Here is an 18,457-nt window from a genome sequence, read left to right as displayed (position 1 = left end):
ACACCGAATTGATACGGCAGCCATCACCTTTGTTCGGCCGCCGGCTCAGTCTTTAGGGGGTAGTGATTACGAACCTGCGCCATAGGCCGCGATGGCGGCCATGTTGACGATATCGGAATCCTTGGCACCCATCGACGTGATCTGCACCGGCTTGTCGAGGCCGACGAGCAGTGGGCCGATCACCGTGGAGCCACCGAGTTCCTGCAGCATCTTGGTGGAGATCGCCGCGGAGTGGAAAGCCGGCATAATGAGCACATTTGCGGGCCCCGAAAGCCGCGAGAAGGGGTAGAGGCTTTCCATAAGCTTGCGGTCAAGCGCCACATCGGCGGCCATTTCGCCGTCGAATTCAAAATTGACATAGCGCTTGTCGAGAATATCAACCGCTTCGCGCACCCGCTCGGAGCGTTCGCCCGGGGGGTGGCCAAAGGTGGAATAAGCGAGCATGGCGACGCGTGGTTCATAGCCCATGCGCCGTGCGAAGCCGGCAGCTTCCTCGGCGATATCCGCCAGTTCTTCCGAGGTCGGCATGTCATGCACGGCGGTATCGGCAACGAAGACGGTTCGGCCGCGTGCAAGCACGATCGATATGCCGATGACCCGGTGTCCCGGCTTGGCGTCGATGCAGCGACGCACGTCTCCGAGCGCGGTCGAATAGTTGCGCGTCACGCCCGTCACCATTCCGTCCGCGTCTCCCAGCGCCACCATGCAGGCGGCAAAGTGATTGCGGTCGTTGTGGATCAGGCGTGTCACGTCACGATGCAGGTAGCCCTGGCGCTGCAGCCGGGCATAGAGATAATCGATATAGGCATCGCCCCGCTTCGAGATGCGGGCATTGACGATCTCAAGTCCGGGGCGGTTGAGATCGATGCCGGCGCGTTCGGCGGTTGCCTCGATCAGATCCTCGCGGCCGAGCAGGATGGCGGTGCCGAGCCCCTGATTGGCATAGGAGAGAGCGGCGCGCATGACCTGCTCTTCTTCCGCCTCGGCAAAGACGATGCGCTTCTGATGCCGGCGGACGCGCTCGTAGAGCTGCGCCAGCGTCGAGGCGATCGGATCGCGCCGGGCCGAGAGTTCGCGCGCATAGGCTTCCATGTCTTTTATTTCGCGGCGCGCCACGCCGCTCTCGATCGCGGCCTTTGCGACGGCCACCGGGATTGCCGAGATGAGCCGCGGGTCGAATGGCACGGGAATGATATATTGTGCGCCGAAGCGCGGCCTTGCACCCTGATAGGCGGCGACGACATCGTCGGGGACGTCTTCGCGCGCAAGGCTCGCCAGCGCGTTGACGGCGGCGATCTTCATCTCGTCATTGATGGTCGTCGCGCGCACGTCAAGCGCGCCACGAAAGATATAGGGAAAGCCGAGGACGTTGTTGACCTGGTTCGGATAATCCGAGCGTCCTGTCGCCATGATGGCATCGTCGCGGATGCGGGCGACTTCCTCCGGCGTGATTTCCGGATCGGGATTGGCCATGGCGAAGATGATCGGCCGGTCGGCCATGGAGCGGATCATCTCCTCGGAGAAGGCATCCTTCTGAGACAGGCCGAAGACGACGTCGGCGCCCTTCATCGCTTCTGCCAGCGTGCGCTTCTCGGTCTTGACCGCATGTGCCGACTTCCACTGGTTCATGCCTTCGCTGCGGCCCTGGTAGATTACGCCCTTCGTATCGCAAAGGGTGACGTTCTCCGGATTGAAGCCCATCGACTTGATCAGCTCGATGCAGGCGATGGCGGCAGCACCCGCGCCGTTGCACACGAGCTTGGTGGTCTTGAGATCGCGGCCCGTCAGCTCCAGCGCGTTGATCAGCCCGGCAGCGGCGATGATGGCCGTTCCGTGCTGGTCGTCATGGAAGACGGGAATGTCCATCAGCTCGCGCAGGCGCTGCTCGATGATGAAGCAGTCGGGTGCCTTGATATCTTCCAGATTGATGCCGCCGAAGGAAGGGCCGAGATAGCGCACGCAATTGATGAATTCGTCGACATTCTCGGTGTCGATCTCAAGATCGATCGAATCGACGTCGGCGAAACGCTTGAAGAGGACGGACTTGCCTTCCATGACGGGCTTGGAGGCGAGTGCGCCGAGATTGCCGAGGCCGAGAATGGCCGTGCCGTTGGAGATGACGGCAACCATGTTGCCGCGCGAGGTATAATCGTAGGCAGTAGCTGGATCGGCGGCGATCGCCTTGACGGGAACGGCGACGCCGGGCGAATAGGCAAGGGAAAGATCGCGTTGTGTCGCCATCGGCTTGGTGGGGTTGATCTCAAGCTTGCCGGGGCGGCCGTTCTTGTGGAAGTCCAATGCTTCCTGATCGGTAATCCCCGTTCCCGGACGCGACTTGCTCTTGCTGTCAGCCATAGTTCCTCCAAACCTCCTGTGGGCGACCGGTCCCTCTTGCCCGATAGCTGTTGTCTTCTATAGCGGCGCGCGGATAGGGTGGCACCTCATTTTTTTGGAAAAACTGCACCTCCGTGAACGAACGTATTAACGCCAGCATCGATGCTTTCTCGGCCGCCGAGCTTGCCTCGGAGGAAAGCCGCGCCTCGGCCACTCCGATGATGGAGCAATATATCGAGATCAAGGCGAACAATCCCGGTTCGCTGCTGTTCTACCGCATGGGCGATTTCTACGAATTGTTCTTCGAAGATGCCGTCGATGCCTCGCGTGCGCTTGGGATCACGCTGACGAAGCGCGGTCAGCACATGGGGCAGGATATCCCCATGTGCGGCGTGCCAGTTCATGCAGCCGACGATTATCTGCAAAAGCTGATCGCCCTTGGCTTTCGCGTCGCCGTCTGCGAGCAGGTGGAAGATCCGGCGGAAGCCAAGAAGCGCGGCGGCAAGTCGGTGGTGCGGCGCGATGTCGTGCGCCTGGTGACGCCAGGTACGATCACCGAAGAGAAGCTGCTTTCGCCCTCGGAATCCAATTATCTGATGGCTCTGACACGCATTCGCGGCGGTGCCGAGCCGCAGCTGGCGCTCGCCTGGATCGATATTTCCACAGGCGTCTTCCGCCTCGCCGAGACGGAGGCGTCAAGGCTGCTCGCCGATATCCTGCGCATCGATCCGCGAGAGCTGATCCTGCCGGATACGATGTTCCACGATCCGGAATTGAAGCCGGTTTTCGACATTCTCGGCCGCACGGCGGTCCCGCAGCCGGCCGTGCTGTTCGACAGCGCCAGCGCTGAGGGGCGAATCACCCGTTACTTCGGCGTGTCGACGCTCGATGGTTTCGGCACATTCACCCGGGCCGAACTGGCCGCCGCTGCCGCCGCCATCGCCTATGTCGAAAAGACCCAGCTCGCCGAGCGGCCGCCGCTGGGGTTGCCGGAGCGCGAAAGCGGCGCCTCGACGCTCTTCATCGATCCCGCCACCCGCGCCAATCTGGAACTGGTTCGCACGCTCTCCGGTGATCGCAACGGCTCGCTCCTGAAGGCGATCGATCGCACCGTGACCGGCGGCGGTGCCCGCCTCCTCGCCGAACGGCTGATGTCGCCGCTGACCGATCCTCAGCGCATCAATGAGCGTCTGGATTCGATCGGTTTTCTGACCGAGGAGCCGTCGCTGTGCAGCGATCTGCGTTCGGCATTGAAGCATGTGCCTGACATGCCGCGCGCCCTGTCGCGCCTCGCGCTCGATCGTGGCGGCCCGCGCGATCTCTGGGCGATCCGCCAGGGCTTGGCAGCCGCAACCGACGTTGCCCGCATGCTCGGAACTGCACTTCTGCCGGAAGAGCTGAAGGCTGCATTGACCGGGCTCGTTGCCTTGCCCGCCGATCTTGAGGCGATGCTTGCCGCGACCCTTGCCGACGAGCTGCCCTTGCTGAAACGCGACGGCGGTTTCTTGAGGGAAGGGGCGAATGCCGAGCTGGACGAAGTGCGGGCACTCCGCGATCAGTCGCGCCGCGTCATCGCCGGCCTGCAGCTGCAATATGCCGAGGAAACCGGCATCAAATCATTGAAGATCAAGCACAATAATGTGCTCGGCTACTTCATCGAGGTCACCGCCGGCAACGCCGGCCCCATGACAGACACCAGCGAGGCTAAGGCGCGCTTCATCCATCGCCAGACCATGGCGAATGCCATGCGCTTCACCACGACGGAACTTGCCGATCTCGAAAGCCGCATCGCCAACGCCGCCGACAAGGCGCTCGCCATCGAGCTCGAGGCCTTTGATCGCATGGTCGCAGCCGTGGTGGCTGCTGCCGAGGCGATCAAGGCCGGCGCTCGCGCGCTGTCGGTGATCGATGTCGCAGCCGGGCTTGCGCTCCTTGCCGAGGAACAGGCCTATTGCCGGCCCATCGTCGATGGCAGCCGCATGTTCGCCATCGAGGGCGGCCGCCATCCGGTGGTGGAGCAGGCGCTCCGCCGTCAGGCCGGCGGCCCCTTCGTCGCCAACAATTGCGATCTCTCGCCGAAGGCTGATGGCAAGGATGGCGCCATCTGGCTCCTGACCGGCCCGAATATGGGCGGTAAGTCGACCTTCCTGCGCCAGAACGCGCTGATCGCCATTCTCGCGCAGATGGGCTCCTTCGTGCCGGCCGCTTCGGCTCATATCGGCATCGTCGACCGGCTGTTCTCGCGCGTCGGCGCTTCCGACGATCTGGCCCGCGGCCGTTCGACTTTCATGGTCGAGATGGTTGAGACGGCGGCGATCCTCAATCAGGCGACGGAACGCTCTCTCGTCATCCTTGATGAGATTGGGCGCGGCACTGCCACCTTCGACGGCCTTTCCATCGCCTGGGCAGCCGTCGAGCATCTGCACGAGGCCAATCGATGCCGCGGTCTCTTCGCCACGCATTTCCATGAGCTGACCGTGCTATCGGAGAAGCTCGGCCGGCTTTCCAATGCCACCATGCGTGTCAAGGAATGGGATGGCGACGTCATCTTCCTGCATGAGGTCGGGCCGGGCGCGGCCGATCGCTCCTACGGCATTCAGGTCGCGCGTCTCGCCGGCCTTCCTGCGTCCGTGGTGGCGCGCGCCCGCGATGTCCTGACGCGGCTCGAAGATGCTGACCGCAAGAATCCGGCAAGCCAGCTCATCGATGATCTGCCTCTCTTCCAGGTGGCCGTCCGCCGAGAGGAGGCCGTTGGCCGGCGCGAGCCGTCCAAGGTCGAGGAACGGCTGAAAACGCTGGATCTGGACGATCTGACGCCACGCGCCGCTCTGGATGTGCTTTATGAACTGAAGAAAACGCTGACCAAAAGCAGCTGACCACAGGCGATATTCCAAGGGCAATATGATGTATCTCGAAGTTCTTCTCGCCGAAGTCCGCACTCTGGGTGAGCGCTTCTCTCCGATCGCCGCGCGCGGCAAGATCTGTGGCGAGGGGGAGGCCCCGGACTGTGAATCCGATCGCGGCCTGCTCGATATCACGCTGTCCTGCAGCCGCATTTCCGATATTTGCTCGAAGATCGCCAAGGCCGGTTATTGGGAATGCGAGCGCGAAATGGTGACGCAGATCGGCGCCCAGTCGCGAAACATATTATATAGCTTGAACGAGCTCAGACGGGCGATCGAGCCGGCAAGGCCCTAAAACCGCCGGCTTCTGCGTCGATTGCCGTCACGCTTCGTCAACTTTGGTCCGGTAAAAATCATGGAAAGACCAGGCCCAGAATGCCTGTGTTAATCGTGGGCCAAAGAGGCTATAGCGCATGCAGACGAAAAGACAGGCGCGCCGGCAACGGGCCGCGGTCAGCGAAGAGAAAGCCGATCGGCAGAGCATGGAAACGCATCATATCGATTTTTCGACCATTCTCGATGTATCCGCGCTGAAGGCGGAGTGCGAGGCTCTCGCCAAACGCGGCCTGGACAAGAATGAAGAGCGCTCCGCGCTGCTGGCGCTGTTGAAAAAGGCGAGCCAGGATGGACGGGAAGAAGCACGGCGATTGCTGATCGCCGACGGCAGCGGGCTCAATTGCGCGCACCGGATTTCCTGGCTGCAGGACCAGATCATCACCGTCATCTACGATTTCACCGTCCGTCACGTCTATCCGAAACAGGCTGGCGCCTTCTCCGTCACCGCCGTCGGCGGTTATGGCCGCGATACGCTGGCGCCTGGCTCCGATATCGACCTTCTCTTCCTCTTCCAGCCAAAGCCGGCGAGCGAGACGCACAAGGCGGTCGAATTCATTCTCTATATGCTTTGGGACATGGGCTTCAAAGTCGGCCATGCCACGCGCACAGTCGAGGAATGCATCCGCGAGGCCAAGTCCGATATGACGGTGCGCACCGCCATTCTCGAAACCCGTTATATCTGCGGCAACGTCGCGCTGGAGCGCGAGCTGCAGGCGCGCTTCGACAAGGAAATCGTCACCAATACCGGCCCGGAATTCATCGCCGCCAAGCTCGCCGAACGCGACGAACGCCATCGCAAGGCCGGCGACACCCGCTATCTGGTCGAGCCGAACGTCAAGGAAGGCAAGGGCGGCCTGCGCGACCTGCACACGCTGTTCTGGATCTCGAAATATTACTACCACGTCCGCGATCCCGCCGAACTGGTGAAGCTCGGCGTGCTCTCGAAGCAGGAATACCGCCTCTTTGAAAAGGCCGAGGATTTCCTCTGGGCCGTGCGCTGCCACATGCATTTCCTGACCGGCAAGGCGGAAGAGCGGCTTTCCTTCGATATCCAGCGCGATATCGCTGCAGCCCTCGACTATCACGCCCGCCCGGGCCTTTCGGCCGTCGAGCGCTTCATGAAGCACTATTTCCTTGTCGCCAAGGATGTCGGCGATCTCACCCGCATCCTCTGCGCGGCACTTGAGGACCAGCAGGCAAAGGCTACCCCGGGCCTCACCGGCGTCATCAGCCGCTTTGCCAACCGCTCGCGCAAGATTCCCGGTACCGTCGAATTCGTCGAGGACCGCGGCCGGATCGCGCTTGCCAATCCCGATGTCTTCAAGCGCGATCCGGTCAGTCTCATCCGGCTGTTCTTCGTTGCCGATATCAACGGGCTTGAATTCCATCCGGATGCATTGAAGCGCGTCACCCGCTCGCTGAGCCTGATCGATAACGATCTGCGCGAGAACGAGGAGGCGAACCGGCTCTTCCTCTCGATCCTCACCTCGAAGCGCGATCCCGCTCTGATCCTGCGCCGCATGAACGAGGCCGGCGTACTCGGGCGTTTCATTCCGGAATTCGGCAAGATTGTCTCGATGATGCAGTTCAACATGTATCACCACTATACGGTGGACGAGCATCTCATCCGTGCCGTCGAGGTGCTGTCGGAAATCGACAAGGGCAAGGCCGAGGATATTCATCCGCTCACCAACAAGCTGATGCCCAATATCGAGGATCGCGACGCGCTCTATGTCGCCGTGCTGCTGCATGATATTGCCAAGGGCCGCGAGGAAGACCATTCGGAAGCCGGTGCCGCAGTTGCACGCAAGCTCTGCCCGCGCTTCGGCCTTTCGCCGAAACAGACGGAGCTGGTGGTCTGGCTGATCGCCGAACACCTGACCATGTCGATGGTCGCCCAGACGCGCGACTTGACCGACCGCAAGACCATTATCGATTTCGCCGACCGGGTGCAGTCGCTCGACCGGCTGAAGATGCTGCTGATCCTGACCGTCTGCGACATCCGCGCCGTCGGTCCTGGCGTCTGGAACGGCTGGAAGGGCCAGCTGCTGCGCACGCTCTATTATGAAACCGAGCTGCTGCTGTCAGGCGGGTTCTCCGAAGTCTCGCGCAAGGAACGCGCCGAAGCTGCCGCCGGAGCCCTGGAACATGCACTTGCTGATTGGAGCCAGAAGGAGCGCAAGGCCTACGTCAAGCTCCACTATCAGCCCTATCTGCTGTCCGTGCCGCTGGAAGATCAAATCCGCCATACGCAGTTCATGCGTGAATCCGACAAGGCGGGCAAGGTGCTCGCCACGATGGTACGCACCGACAGCTTCCACGCCATTACCGAGATCACCGTGCTCTCGCCCGACCATCCGCGTCTTTTGACCGTGATCGCCGGCGCCTGCGCCGCGGCCGGAGCCAATATCGCCGATGCGCAGATCTTCACGACATCGGACGGCCGCGCGCTAGACACCATCCATGTCAGCCGCGAATTCCCCGATGATGCCGATGAACTGCGCCGTGCCGCCACCATCGGCAAGATGATCGAGGATGTGCTGGCCGGCCGCAAGCGGCTGCCGGAGGTCATCGCGACACGGACGAAGAACCGCCGCAAGAACAAGGCTTTCGTCATCCCGCCGTCGGTGATCATCACCAACAGCCTCTCCAACAAGTTTACGGTCATCGAGGTCGAATGCCTCGACCGCCCGGGCCTGCTGTCGGAAATCACCGCCGTTCTTTCGGATCTGTCGCTCGATATCCAGTCTGCCCGCATCACCACCTTCGGCGAGAAGGTCATCGACACCTTCTATGTCGCCGATCTCGTCGGGCAGAAGATTTCCAACGAGAACAGGCGAGCCTATATCACCGCACGCCTGAAAGCCGTCATGGCCGGTGAGGAGGATGAAATGCGCGAGCGCATGCCCTCCGGCATCATCGCGCCGGCCGCCACGCGCGGCGTCGCCGTCGAAAAGTCAGACACCGAGAAGAAAGCCGGTTCAGCCGCATGAGCCTAGTCAAGAAATTCATCACCGTCGGTGGCGCGACGCTCGGCAGCCGCATCTTCGGCTTCGCCCGCGAAACGCTGATGGCTGCCGCCCTCGGCACCGGGCCGATGGCCGACGTGTTCTACGCTGCCTTTCGTTTTCCGAACCTCTTCCGCCGCTTGTTTGCCGAAGGCGCCTTCAACGCCGCCTTCGTGCCGCTCTTTGCCAAGGAAATCGAGGCCAACGGCATCGACGGCGCCAAGCGTTTTTCTGAAGAGGTGTTCGGCGTTCTCTTCTCGGTCCTGCTGCTGATTACCATCGTCATGGAACTGGCCATGCCACTCCTGGTGCGTTGGGTCATAGCGCCAGGTTTCGCCGACGATGCCGAGAAATTCGACCTGACGGTCCGGCTGGCTGCCGTGATGTTCCCCTATCTCATGTCGATGTCGCTGACGGCGATGATGAGCGGCATGCTGAATTCGCTGCATCATTTCTTCGCCGCGGCTGTGGCTCCGATCTTCCTGAACCTGGTGATGATCAGCGCGCTGTTCTACGCGATCTATTTCGGCGCCGATCCGCTGAGCACCGCCTGGTACTTGTCCTGGTCGGTGCTGGTGGCGGGCGTGCTGCAGCTGGCGGTCGTCTATATCGGCGTGCGTCATGCCGGCATCAGTATCGGCCTGCGCTTTCCGCGCTTCACGCCCAATGTCAAGCGGCTCCTGCTTCTTGCCATCCCAGCGGCCATCACCGGCGGCGTCACTCAGATCAATCTGGTGATCGGCCAGGCGATTGCCTCGGGCAAGGAAGGCGCGATCGCCGCCCTGCAATATGCAGACCGCATCTACCAGTTGCCGCTCGGCGTCGTCGGCGTCGCCGTCGGAATCGTGCTTCTGCCGGAACTGGCCCGTTCGCTGAAGTCAGGCCATATCAAGGAAGCCGCCAATATCCAGAACCGCTCGATCGAATTCGTGCTGTTCCTGACCCTGCCGGCTGCTGTCGCCCTTTGGCTACTCTCCGACGATATCATCCGCGTGCTTTACGAGCGCGGCGCCTTTAACGCGAACAATACAACGCTGGTCGGCTCCATCCTCGCCATCTTCGGCCTGGGCTTGCCGGCTTTCGTGCTGATCAAGGCCTTGCAGCCCGGCTTTTACGCTCGCGAAGATACGAAATCGCCGATGCGCTACACGGCGGTCGCCGTCGCCGTCAATTCGGCGCTGTCCATCTTGCTCTTCCCGGTGCTGGCCGAACGCGGCATTGCGCTCGCTGAGGCGGTTGCCGGTTGGCTGAACGCTGTACAGCTCTTCGTTACACTCTATCGCCGCGGTCATCTCGCCTGGGAATGGTCGCTGGTGCGCCGCACCATCATGCTGCTCGTCTCCTCCGCCGTCATGGGTGGCGTCATCGTATATTTGTCTCATCGGTGGGAGCCGCTTCTGGGGTCCGGCTCGACGCTGCTCACCAAGACCGGTGTCCTGGGCTTGCTCATATTGATTGCGATGGCGGTGTATTTCATTGTCGCCTTCCTGATCGGCGGCGTGGATTTGGGCATGGTGCGCCGCAATTTGAAGCGCAAGCGGGGCGCGCCAGCGTCGGATGCGAAGGCGGTGAATGGGGAGTAACAAAGCGCCTTCGCCCCGCAATGCGGGGAGAAGGTGGCTTGGCGCCATCGAACAAAGTGAGATCGCGACAAGTCGGATGAGGGGCGTTCATTGAGGCTCCCGCAGAGTTAAAGTATGTAGGCATCGCCGCTTTAGCGGCTGGCCAAGATAGTCTGCCCACGCCGAACGTTTGTGCATGGCCCCTCACCCTAGCCCTCTCCCCGCAAGCGGGGCGAGGGGACGACTTTGCCAAAAGTGGAGCCCCAATGTCCCAATCCCTCTTCCTCGTCGCCCTCGTCGTCGATGACTATGATCGCGCCAAGGCCTTCTACTGCGATGCCCTCGGTTTCGATTGCTTGGCGGATGAGGTGCAGCCGGAGGGCAAGCGCTGGGTCGTCGTCAGGCCGAAAGGCACGGAGGGCGCCGCGCTATTGCTCGCTCAAGCCGCCAGCGACAGCCAGCGTGCGGCGATCGGTAACCAGACCGGCGGCCGCGTCGGCTTCTTCCTCAAGACCGATGATTTCGCCCACGATCATGCCGCGATGAAGGCAAAGGGCGTGCGCTTTCTGGAGGAGCCGCGCCATGAGGTCTATGGCACCGTGGCGGTCTTTGCCGATCCCTATGGCAACACCTGGGATCTGATCCAGCATTCTTCCTGAGACTGCCCCCATATAACCTCTTGATCCCAACCTATCCGCCGTGCATAAGCCGCTCGAAACCAAGGGTCGAGCGCCGCTCGCCCAGAGCCGGATGATTTTCGGTAGAACGACCGAAAATCATCCGGCTCCGGAATCAAAAATATGGAGCATGATGTCGTCCGAAAACCGCGTACACTTTTCGGCATCATGCTCTAGGCCCTCCACAAGCCTTTTGAGGACGACATGACCGAATTCAAGCCGCTCGTATTCTCCGGCGTTCAGCCTACCGGCAATCTCCACCTCGGCAACTATCTCGGCGCGATCCGCAAGTTCGTGGCCCTGCAGGCCAACAACGACTGCATCTATTGCGTCGTCGACATGCATGCGCTGACGGCGCAGCTCGTCCATGAGGACATGCCGAACCAGACGCGTTCGATCACTGCGGCCTTCCTTGCCGCCGGCATCGATCCGGAAAAGCATATCGTCTTCAATCAGTCGGCCGTGCCGGGACATGCCGAGCTTGCCTGGATCTTCAACTGCGTCGCCCGTATCGGCTGGATGAACCGCATGACGCAGTTCAAGGACAAGGCCGGCAAGGACCGCGAGCAGGCCTCGCTCGGTCTTTATGCCTATCCGAGCCTGATGGCCGCCGACATTCTGCTCTATCGCGCCACCCATGTTCCGGTCGGCGACGACCAGAAGCAGCATCTGGAGCTGACCCGCGACATCGCCATGAAGTTCAATCTGGACTATATGGAGCATATCCGTCGCACGGGCTACGGCATCGATATCACCGTCGGCGACGAGCCGGTGCATGCCTATTTCCCGATGGTCGAACCATTGATCGATGGCCCGGCGCCGCGCGTCATGTCGCTGCGCGACGGCACGAAGAAGATGTCGAAATCCGACGCATCGGACCTCTCGCGCATCAACCTGCTCGATGACGAGGAAAACATCTCGAAGAAGATCCGCAAGGCCAAGACCGATCCGGATGGTTTGCCGAGCGAAATCGCCGGCCTTGCCGGCCGGCCGGAAGCCGACAATCTGGTTGGCATCTATGCAGCGCTGGCCGATAAATCGAAGGCCGAGGTTCTCTCGGAATTCGGTGGCCAGCAGTTCTCCGTCTTCAAGCCGGCACTGGTCGATCTCGCCGTGCATGTGCTTTCGCCGATCACAATGGAAATGCGCCGCCTGATGGCAGATCCCGGCCATATCGATGCTATTCTGCGCGATGGCAGTGCCCGCGCCCGCGCCCGCGCCGACGTCACCATGAAGCAGGTTCGCGACATTATCGGCTTTCTCTATTGATGATGTCGTAATGGAGAGCTCCCGTTGCCAAACGGGGGCTTGCAAAACGCCGCCTTCGGGTGTCAGAGTCGCCGTATGGTTTCAAAACGTCTTTCACGGCTCGAAGGTCATCGCCGCAAGTTCATGGCGGTCATCGACGGCACGCCTGAATGCCAGCGCGCCGTCCATTATGCCGGCCGGCGCGCCAAGAATTCCAATGGCGGTCTCGTACTGCTCTATGTGATCCCCGAGGGTGACTTCCAGCAATGGCTCGGGGTCGAGGAGATCATGCGGGCGGAAGCACGCGAGGAGGCCGAGGCGGCAACCGCAAAGGCTGCGCAGACCGTGCGCGAAAACATCGGCATCGATGCTGAAATCGTCATCCGCGAGGGTGCTGCTGCCGAGCAGATCAATGCCGCGATCGAGGAGGACCGGGATATCGCGCTTCTCGTGCTTGCCGCCGGTTCGGCCAAGGAAGGTCCCGGCCCACTGGTTTCGTCGATCGCCGGTCGAGCTGCCGCTTTTCCGATCCCGGTGACAGTGCTTCCGGACACGCTGAGCAATGAGGAAATCGACGCGCTGAGTTGATCGCGTGTGCCATTTCTTGAGAAACACTCTCTTGAATAGAATGGCCAAAAGGCCTATCTTCTTTTGAAATATTCTAAAGTCGGGACCGGGTTTTCGCCCGCCGCATGGAGATCAAGATGTTCATTCAGACCGAAGCGACGCCGAACCCCGCGACCCTCAAGTTCCTGCCGGGCAAAGTGGTGATGGAAAGCGGCACGGCCGAGTTCCGCAGCGCCGAAGAAGCCGAAGCGTCGCCGCTTGCTGCCCGCCTCTTCGAGATCCCGGGCGTGATCGGCGTTTATTTCGGCTACGACTTTATTTCCGTCTCCAAGGAACAGCAGGAATGGCAGCATCTGAAGCCGGCCATTCTCGGCTCGATCATGGAGCACTTTATGTCCGGCAAGCCGGTCATGGGCACCGCATCGGTTCTCTCCGAAGTACAGGATGCCGGCGGCGAATTTTTCGACGAGGGCGATGAGTCGATCGTGCTGACCATCAAGGAGCTGCTTGAAACCCGCGTTCGTCCGGCCGTTGCCCAGGATGGTGGCGACATCACCTTCCGCGGCTTCCGCGACGGCAAGGTCTATCTCAACATGAAGGGTTCTTGCGCCGGTTGCCCGTCTTCGACGGCGACGCTGAAGCATGGCGTGCAGAACCTGCTGCGCCATTTCGTGCCGGAAGTTCAGGAAGTCGAAGCCGTTTAATATCCCAGGCTTTTCGGAAAATTTGACATGATCGTACTGGCGCTCGACACGGCAGGTGTGGATTGCGCTGCCGCTGTGTATGATAGCGGCAGTGATTCTGTGATGGGGGAGGTCACGGAAACGATCGGACGGGGGCATGCCGAGCATTTGATGCACGTTGTCGACGAGGCGCTGGCGAAAGCCGGTGTGGCGCTTTCGGCGATCGAGCGTGTCGTCGTGACCGTCGGCCCCGGTTCCTTCACCGGCATCCGCATCGGCGTCGCCGCAGCTCGCGGGTTTGCACTTTCCCTCGATGTTCCAGCGGTTGGCGTCACGACCCTCGAGGTCATGGCGGCGACTGCCAGAGCGCAGAATCCGGGCAAGTCGGTTCTGGCTGCCATCGATGCCAAGCGCGAGGAGATCTATCTCCAGGGCTTCGATGCCGATGGCAACCCGCTGGACGAGGCTCGGGCCGTGACGATCGACGAAGCGCGGGCGATTGCTGGCGCGTTCGACGGGGTTGTCACTGGAACGGCCGTCGCCCGGTTGAGCGACGCGCCGCCTGCGGAGCGGCCAGACGCATTTCCGATTGCCGTCGTCGCCCGGCTGGGCGCTGGCAAGCCTGCCGGCGAAAAGCCGAAGCCGCTTTATCTTCGCGGACCCGATGCCAGACCGCAGGCCGGATACGCAGTTGCCAGGCAATAGACATGCTCGAATCCTACCTTACCTTGAAAGCCGAATACGAAATCGTTCCGATGGAACTAAAGGATTGCGCCGAAGTGGCGCTCCTGCATGGCGAACGGTTCCCGCGGGTATGGGACGAGAGCGAATTTCAAGGCCTCCTCGGACAGGAGACTACCTTCGGCTTCGTCGCCCGTCAGACCAATGCCATCCTCAGAAAGGCGCTTCCCGGCTTCGTGCTGGCCCGGCATGTGGCGGGCGAGGGCGAAATCCTGACGATCGCCGTCAACGCCAAGCTCGGACGCTCCGGTCTCGGCTGGCGGCTGATGCAGGCAGCTTTGCGGGAAGCCCGCAATCGCGGCGGCGAAACCATGTTCCTGGAGGTCGACGGCAGCAATCAGCCGGCTCTCGGCCTCTATCGCAAGCTCGGCTTCGAGACGGTCGGTGAGCGCAAGGCCTATTATGTTGGCGACAACGGCGCGAAATCGACGGCGCTTGTCATGCGCCGCGTTCTTCGCTAGAGCATTTTGCAGCCAAGTGGCATCACCTGGCGTCGCACAAATGCGGCAAAACAAATAGTTAGAGCAGCAATTCGACGCTCTAACTGTTGCCACAGTCCAAACAGACCGAAGACAGCGATTGATGGAAGACGCCGTAAAATCCCTGGAGGAGCTTTGCGCCGAGCGCGGAATGCGCATGACGGAGCAGCGCCGGGTCATTGCGCGCATCATCGAGAGCTCCGGCGATCACCCCGATGTCGAGGAGCTCTATCGCCGCTCGGTCGAGGTGGATGCCAAGATCTCGATTTCCACGGTCTATCGCACGGTAAAGCTTTTCGAGGATGCCGGCCTTCTTGCCCGCCACGATTTTCGCGACGGCCGCTCCCGCTACGAAACCGTGCCGGAAGAACATCATGATCACCTGATTGATCTGAAAAGCGGCCGGGTGATCGAATTCCATTCGCCGGAGATCGAGGCTCTGCAGGAACGCATCGCCCGCGAACATGGCTTCAAACTCGTCGACCACCGGCTGGAGCTTTACGGCATCCCGCTGAAGAAGGACGAAGGTTGACGTGAAGGCTTTCATCCAGGAGCGAGCGATTTGATGACTTGGCTGCGCATCGGCTGTGCCGCCGTGGTCATTGGCGTCGTCAGCGCCGTGATGCTGCCGTTGCAGATCCTCTGTTTGCGTTTCGACTGGAAGCTCCGGCGCTATCTGCCGCGCTACTGGCATCGCGTCGTCTGCTATTGGCTTGGCGTGCGCATCCACGTGGTCGGCAAGATGGAGACGAGCCGGCCTCTCATGCTGGCGTCCAACCACTCATCCTGGCTCGATATTCTCGTGTTGTCGGCGGTGGCCGACGTCTCCTTCATCGCCAAGTCGGAAGTGCGGGACTGGCCGATCTTCGGGCTTTTCGCACAGTGGCAGAAGAGCGTCTTCGTCGAGCGGGAGCAAAAGCGCAAGACCGGCGAGCAGGTGAACGAGATCGCCGACCGCATGGCGGATGGCGAAATCATGGTGCTGTTTCCCGAGGGCACGACCTCTGACGGCAATCGGCTGCTCGAAGTCAAATCCTCGCTGTTCGGTGCTGCCGCCGCCGCCTTGCCGAAGGCGCCGGATGCCGTCGTGCATGTTCAGCCGGTCGCGGTCGCCTATACCCGCGTCCATGGAACACCGATGGGTCGCTATTATCGCCCGCTGACGGCATGGCCTGGAGATATTGAGCTTGTGCCGCACCTGAAGGGCATCATCCAGTGCGGTGCCATCGATGTCGACGTCTGTTTCGGCGAGGCGGTGGATTATCGCGCCGGCACCAATCGCAAGGAAGTCAGCGCCACTATCGCCAGGCGCATCCGCAATATGCTTGCCAGCCGCCTGCTCGGGCGCGAGATCGCCTGATTTCCGGGTGATTCCAACTTTTTCATTTTCTCCGAAAGCAAAAGCCACTACATAGCGGCCCATGACCAAGGATAGCCTGACCCTCGACGCCCCGGCGACCGACGCTTTGCAGCTCGGTTCCCGCGACGGCTCCAACAGCCGCAAGGTCTTCATCAAGACCTACGGCTGCCAGATGAACGTCTATGATTCCATGCGGATGAGCGATGCGCTCTCCCGCGACGGCTACGAGCCGACCGAGGACATGGAAGAGGCCGATCTCGTCCTTTTGAACACCTGTCATATCCGCGAGAAAGCGGCCGAAAAGGTCTATTCCGCGCTTGGTCGTCTGCGCGAGATGAAGAAGCGCAAGGCCGCCGACGGCCGCGAAATGATGATCGGCGTTACCGGCTGCGTCGCCCAGGCCGAAGGCGAGGAAATCCTGCGCCGTGCGCCCGCCGTCGATGTCGTCATCGGCCCGCAGACCTACCATCGCCTGCCGGAAGCGCTTCGCCGCGCCAAGGAAGGCCAGCGCGTCGTCGACACGGAATATGCGATCGAGGACAAGTTCGAGCATCTGCCGATCGCAGAGAAGACGAAGATCCGCGCCCGCGGCGTCACCGCCTTTTTGACGGTGCAGGAAGGCTGCGACAAGTTCTGCACCTTCTGCGTCGTGCCCTATACCCGTGGTTCCGAAGTCTCCCGTCCGGTCTCCCAGATCGTCGAAGAGGCCGAAAAACTTGTGGATGGCGGCGTGCGCGAAATCACGCTGCTCGGCCAGAACGTCAATGCCTGGCATGGCGCCGGCCCGAAGGGCGAAGCCTGGAGCCTTGGCGATCTCCTCTATCGTCTGGCGGAAATCCCTGGTCTCGCGCGCCTGCGCTACACGACCAGCCACCCGCGCGATATGGACGACCGCCTGATCGGCGCGCATCGCGACCTGCGGACGCTGATGCCCTATCTGCATCTTCCGGTTCAGGCCGGCTCGGATCGCATCCTGAAGGCAATGAACCGACGGCATACGGCGGCGGAATACCTCACTCTCATCGAGAGAATCCGTGCGGCGCGCCCGGATATTGCCCTTTCGGGTGACTTCATCGTCGGCTTCCCGGGGGAGACAGACCAGGATTTTGAGGATACACTCAGACTGATTGAGGAGGTGAATTATGCACAGGCCTTCTCATTCAAATATTCCACACGGCCAGGTACGCCTGGCGCGGAGTTGAAGGATCAGGTGCCCGAAGAGGTCAAGACCGAACGGCTGGAGCGTTTGCAGGCATTGTTGCTGAAGCAGCAGCATGCGTTTGCGGAGGCCTGCGTGGGCAAAACAGTGGATATCCTTCTGGAAAAGCCGGGCCGGATGCCGGGCCAGTTGATTGGACGCTCCCCTTGGCTGCAGTCTGTGAATGTTGATGCAAAAGCATCGCAAATCGGTGACATTATTAATGTACGAATCACCGGAACCAGCACCAACAGCCTTTTCGCTGAATTGCTCTAGATTCCGGACGGACCAAAGGAGCCGCACCGCTTGAACGGACAGGAATTGGTTTCTTCTTCATCGCGCCAGCCCCGCACCGCGAGCGACGCCAATCACTTCACCCTGACGTTCGAGAACAATCGGTTCGCCAGTGAGCTTTTCGGGCAGTTCGACCAGAATTTGAAGCTGCTTGAGGAGCGCCTCGGTATCGACGCCCGCGCTCGCGGCAACTCCGTCGTCATCACAGGCGATGTGCTGGCCACCAATCAGGCGCGCCGCACGCTCGATTACCTCTATGATAAGCTGCAAAAAGGCGGCAATGTGGAACCTTCCGACGTGGAAGGGGCAATCCGCATGGCGGTTGCCGCCGACGACCAATTGACGCTGCCGACCATGGAGAGAAAAGCCAAGTTGACGATGGCGCAGATTTCGACGCGCAAGAAGACGATCATTGCGCGGACGCCGACTCAGGATGCCTATATGCGGGCACTGGAGCGCTCCGAGCTCGTCCTCGGCGTCGGCCCGGCCGGTACGGGCAAAACCTATCTCGCCGTCGCCCACGCCGCCCAGCTCCTGGAGCGCGGTGCGGTGGAGAAGATCATCCTGTCGCGCCCGGCCGTCGAAGCCGGCGAGCGTCTGGGCTTCCTGCCCGGCGACATGAAGGAAAAGGTCGATCCCTATCTGCGCCCGCTCTATGACGCGCTTTACGACATGATGCCCGGGGACAAGGTCGAACGTGCCATCACGGCAGGCGTCATCGAGATCGCGCCGCTTGCCTTCATGCGCGGCCGCACGCTTGCCAATGCCGCCGTCATCCTCGATGAGGCACAGAATACGACATCCATGCAGATGAAGATGTTCCTGACGCGTCTCGGCGAAAACTCGCGGATGATCGTGACGGGCGACCCAAGCCAGATCGACTTGCCGCGCGGCGTTAAGTCTGGCCTGGTGGAGGCGCTCGAGCTGCTGAACGGCGTCGAGGGCATCACCATCGTCCGCTTCAAGGATACGGACGTTGTCCGTCATCCGCTGGTGGCGCGCATCGTCCGGGCCTACGATTCCACCTATGCCGCAAAGGCAGAGGAAAGCGATCCGCAGATCTGATC

The 18,457-nt window shown here is 61.4% G+C and carries 15 protein-coding genes; 14 read left to right on the top strand and 1 reads right to left on the bottom strand.

What is annotated here, in order from left to right:
• Nucleotides 1-66 precede the first annotated feature (66 nt).
• A complete protein-coding gene (locus AC13RM_RS20230; RefSeq protein ID WP_374820616.1) occupies nt 67-2,355 on the bottom strand; it encodes an NADP-dependent malic enzyme in 2,289 nt (762 codons plus the stop codon).
• A 197-nt stretch (nt 2,356-2,552) separates the two neighbouring features.
• Here AC13RM_RS20230 and mutS point away from each other — a divergent pair, with 197 nt between their 5' ends.
• The 14 genes from mutS (at nt 2,553) to AC13RM_RS20160 (ending at nt 18,455) form a co-directional block, all read left to right on the top strand.
• Nucleotides 2,553-5,210: a DNA mismatch repair protein MutS gene (gene mutS / locus AC13RM_RS20225; protein ID WP_374820891.1), complete on the top strand. Its 2,658-nt coding sequence runs from the start codon at nt 2,553-2,555 to the stop codon at nt 5,208-5,210.
• 28 nt (nt 5,211-5,238) lie between these two features.
• The gene (locus tag AC13RM_RS20220; RefSeq protein ID WP_113231860.1) at nt 5,239-5,532 is read left to right on the top strand and encodes a hypothetical protein; all 294 of its coding nucleotides are present in this window, start codon (nt 5,239-5,241) and stop codon (nt 5,530-5,532) included.
• A gap of 118 nt (nt 5,533-5,650) precedes the next feature.
• Entirely contained in the window at nt 5,651-8,566 is a 2,916-nt protein-coding gene (locus AC13RM_RS20215; protein ID WP_374820612.1) for a [protein-PII] uridylyltransferase, read from the top strand.
• A complete protein-coding gene (gene murJ / locus AC13RM_RS20210; RefSeq protein WP_374820609.1) occupies nt 8,563-10,164 on the top strand; it encodes a murein biosynthesis integral membrane protein MurJ in 1,602 nt (533 codons plus the stop codon). Before AC13RM_RS20215 ends, murJ begins: the two co-directional genes overlap by 4 nt.
• A gap of 245 nt (nt 10,165-10,409) precedes the next feature.
• Nucleotides 10,410-10,802 (top strand): VOC family protein, encoded by a 393-nt coding sequence (locus AC13RM_RS20205; RefSeq protein ID WP_488555453.1) that lies wholly within the window; start codon nt 10,410-10,412, stop codon nt 10,800-10,802.
• 222 nt (nt 10,803-11,024) lie between these two features.
• A complete protein-coding gene (gene trpS, locus AC13RM_RS20200; RefSeq protein WP_488555452.1) occupies nt 11,025-12,089 on the top strand; it encodes a tryptophan--tRNA ligase in 1,065 nt (354 codons plus the stop codon).
• Nucleotides 12,090-12,164: 75 nt separating this feature from the next.
• The gene (locus AC13RM_RS20195; RefSeq protein WP_285175534.1) at nt 12,165-12,656 is read left to right on the top strand and encodes a universal stress protein; all 492 of its coding nucleotides are present in this window, start codon (nt 12,165-12,167) and stop codon (nt 12,654-12,656) included.
• Nucleotides 12,657-12,772: 116 nt separating this feature from the next.
• On the top strand, nt 12,773-13,339 hold the full coding sequence (locus tag AC13RM_RS20190; RefSeq protein WP_113231865.1) for a NifU family protein: 567 nt from the start codon (nt 12,773-12,775) through the stop codon (nt 13,337-13,339).
• 27 nt (nt 13,340-13,366) lie between these two features.
• Complete coding sequence (gene tsaB / locus AC13RM_RS20185) at nt 13,367-14,023, top strand: tRNA (adenosine(37)-N6)-threonylcarbamoyltransferase complex dimerization subunit type 1 TsaB (RefSeq protein ID WP_374820602.1); 657 nt, start codon at nt 13,367-13,369, stop codon at nt 14,021-14,023.
• A gap of 2 nt (nt 14,024-14,025) precedes the next feature.
• Nucleotides 14,026-14,520, top strand: coding sequence for a GNAT family N-acetyltransferase (locus tag AC13RM_RS20180; protein ID WP_488555451.1), 495 nt, complete (start codon nt 14,026-14,028; stop codon nt 14,518-14,520).
• Between the two features lie 121 nt (nt 14,521-14,641).
• Entirely contained in the window at nt 14,642-15,070 is a 429-nt protein-coding gene (locus AC13RM_RS20175; protein ID WP_488555450.1) for a Fur family transcriptional regulator, read from the top strand.
• A 30-nt stretch (nt 15,071-15,100) separates the two neighbouring features.
• Nucleotides 15,101-15,898 carry a lyso-ornithine lipid O-acyltransferase gene (gene olsA / locus AC13RM_RS20170; RefSeq protein ID WP_488555449.1) on the top strand — a complete coding sequence of 266 codons (798 nt, stop codon included), beginning with the start codon at nt 15,101-15,103 and terminating at the stop codon, nt 15,896-15,898.
• Between the two features lie 61 nt (nt 15,899-15,959).
• Nucleotides 15,960-17,372, top strand: coding sequence for a tRNA (N6-isopentenyl adenosine(37)-C2)-methylthiotransferase MiaB (gene miaB / locus AC13RM_RS20165; RefSeq protein WP_488555448.1), 1,413 nt, complete (start codon nt 15,960-15,962; stop codon nt 17,370-17,372).
• Between the two features lie 30 nt (nt 17,373-17,402).
• A complete protein-coding gene (locus AC13RM_RS20160) occupies nt 17,403-18,455 on the top strand; it encodes a PhoH family protein (protein ID WP_113231871.1) in 1,053 nt (350 codons plus the stop codon).
• The last annotated feature ends 2 nt before the right edge of the window (nt 18,456-18,457 follow it).

This window comes from Martinezella sp. CNPSo 3732, assembly GCF_057784515.1.
The sequence above is the reverse complement of the archived record's forward strand: the minus strand, read 5'-3'. Positions and strand labels throughout refer to the sequence as shown.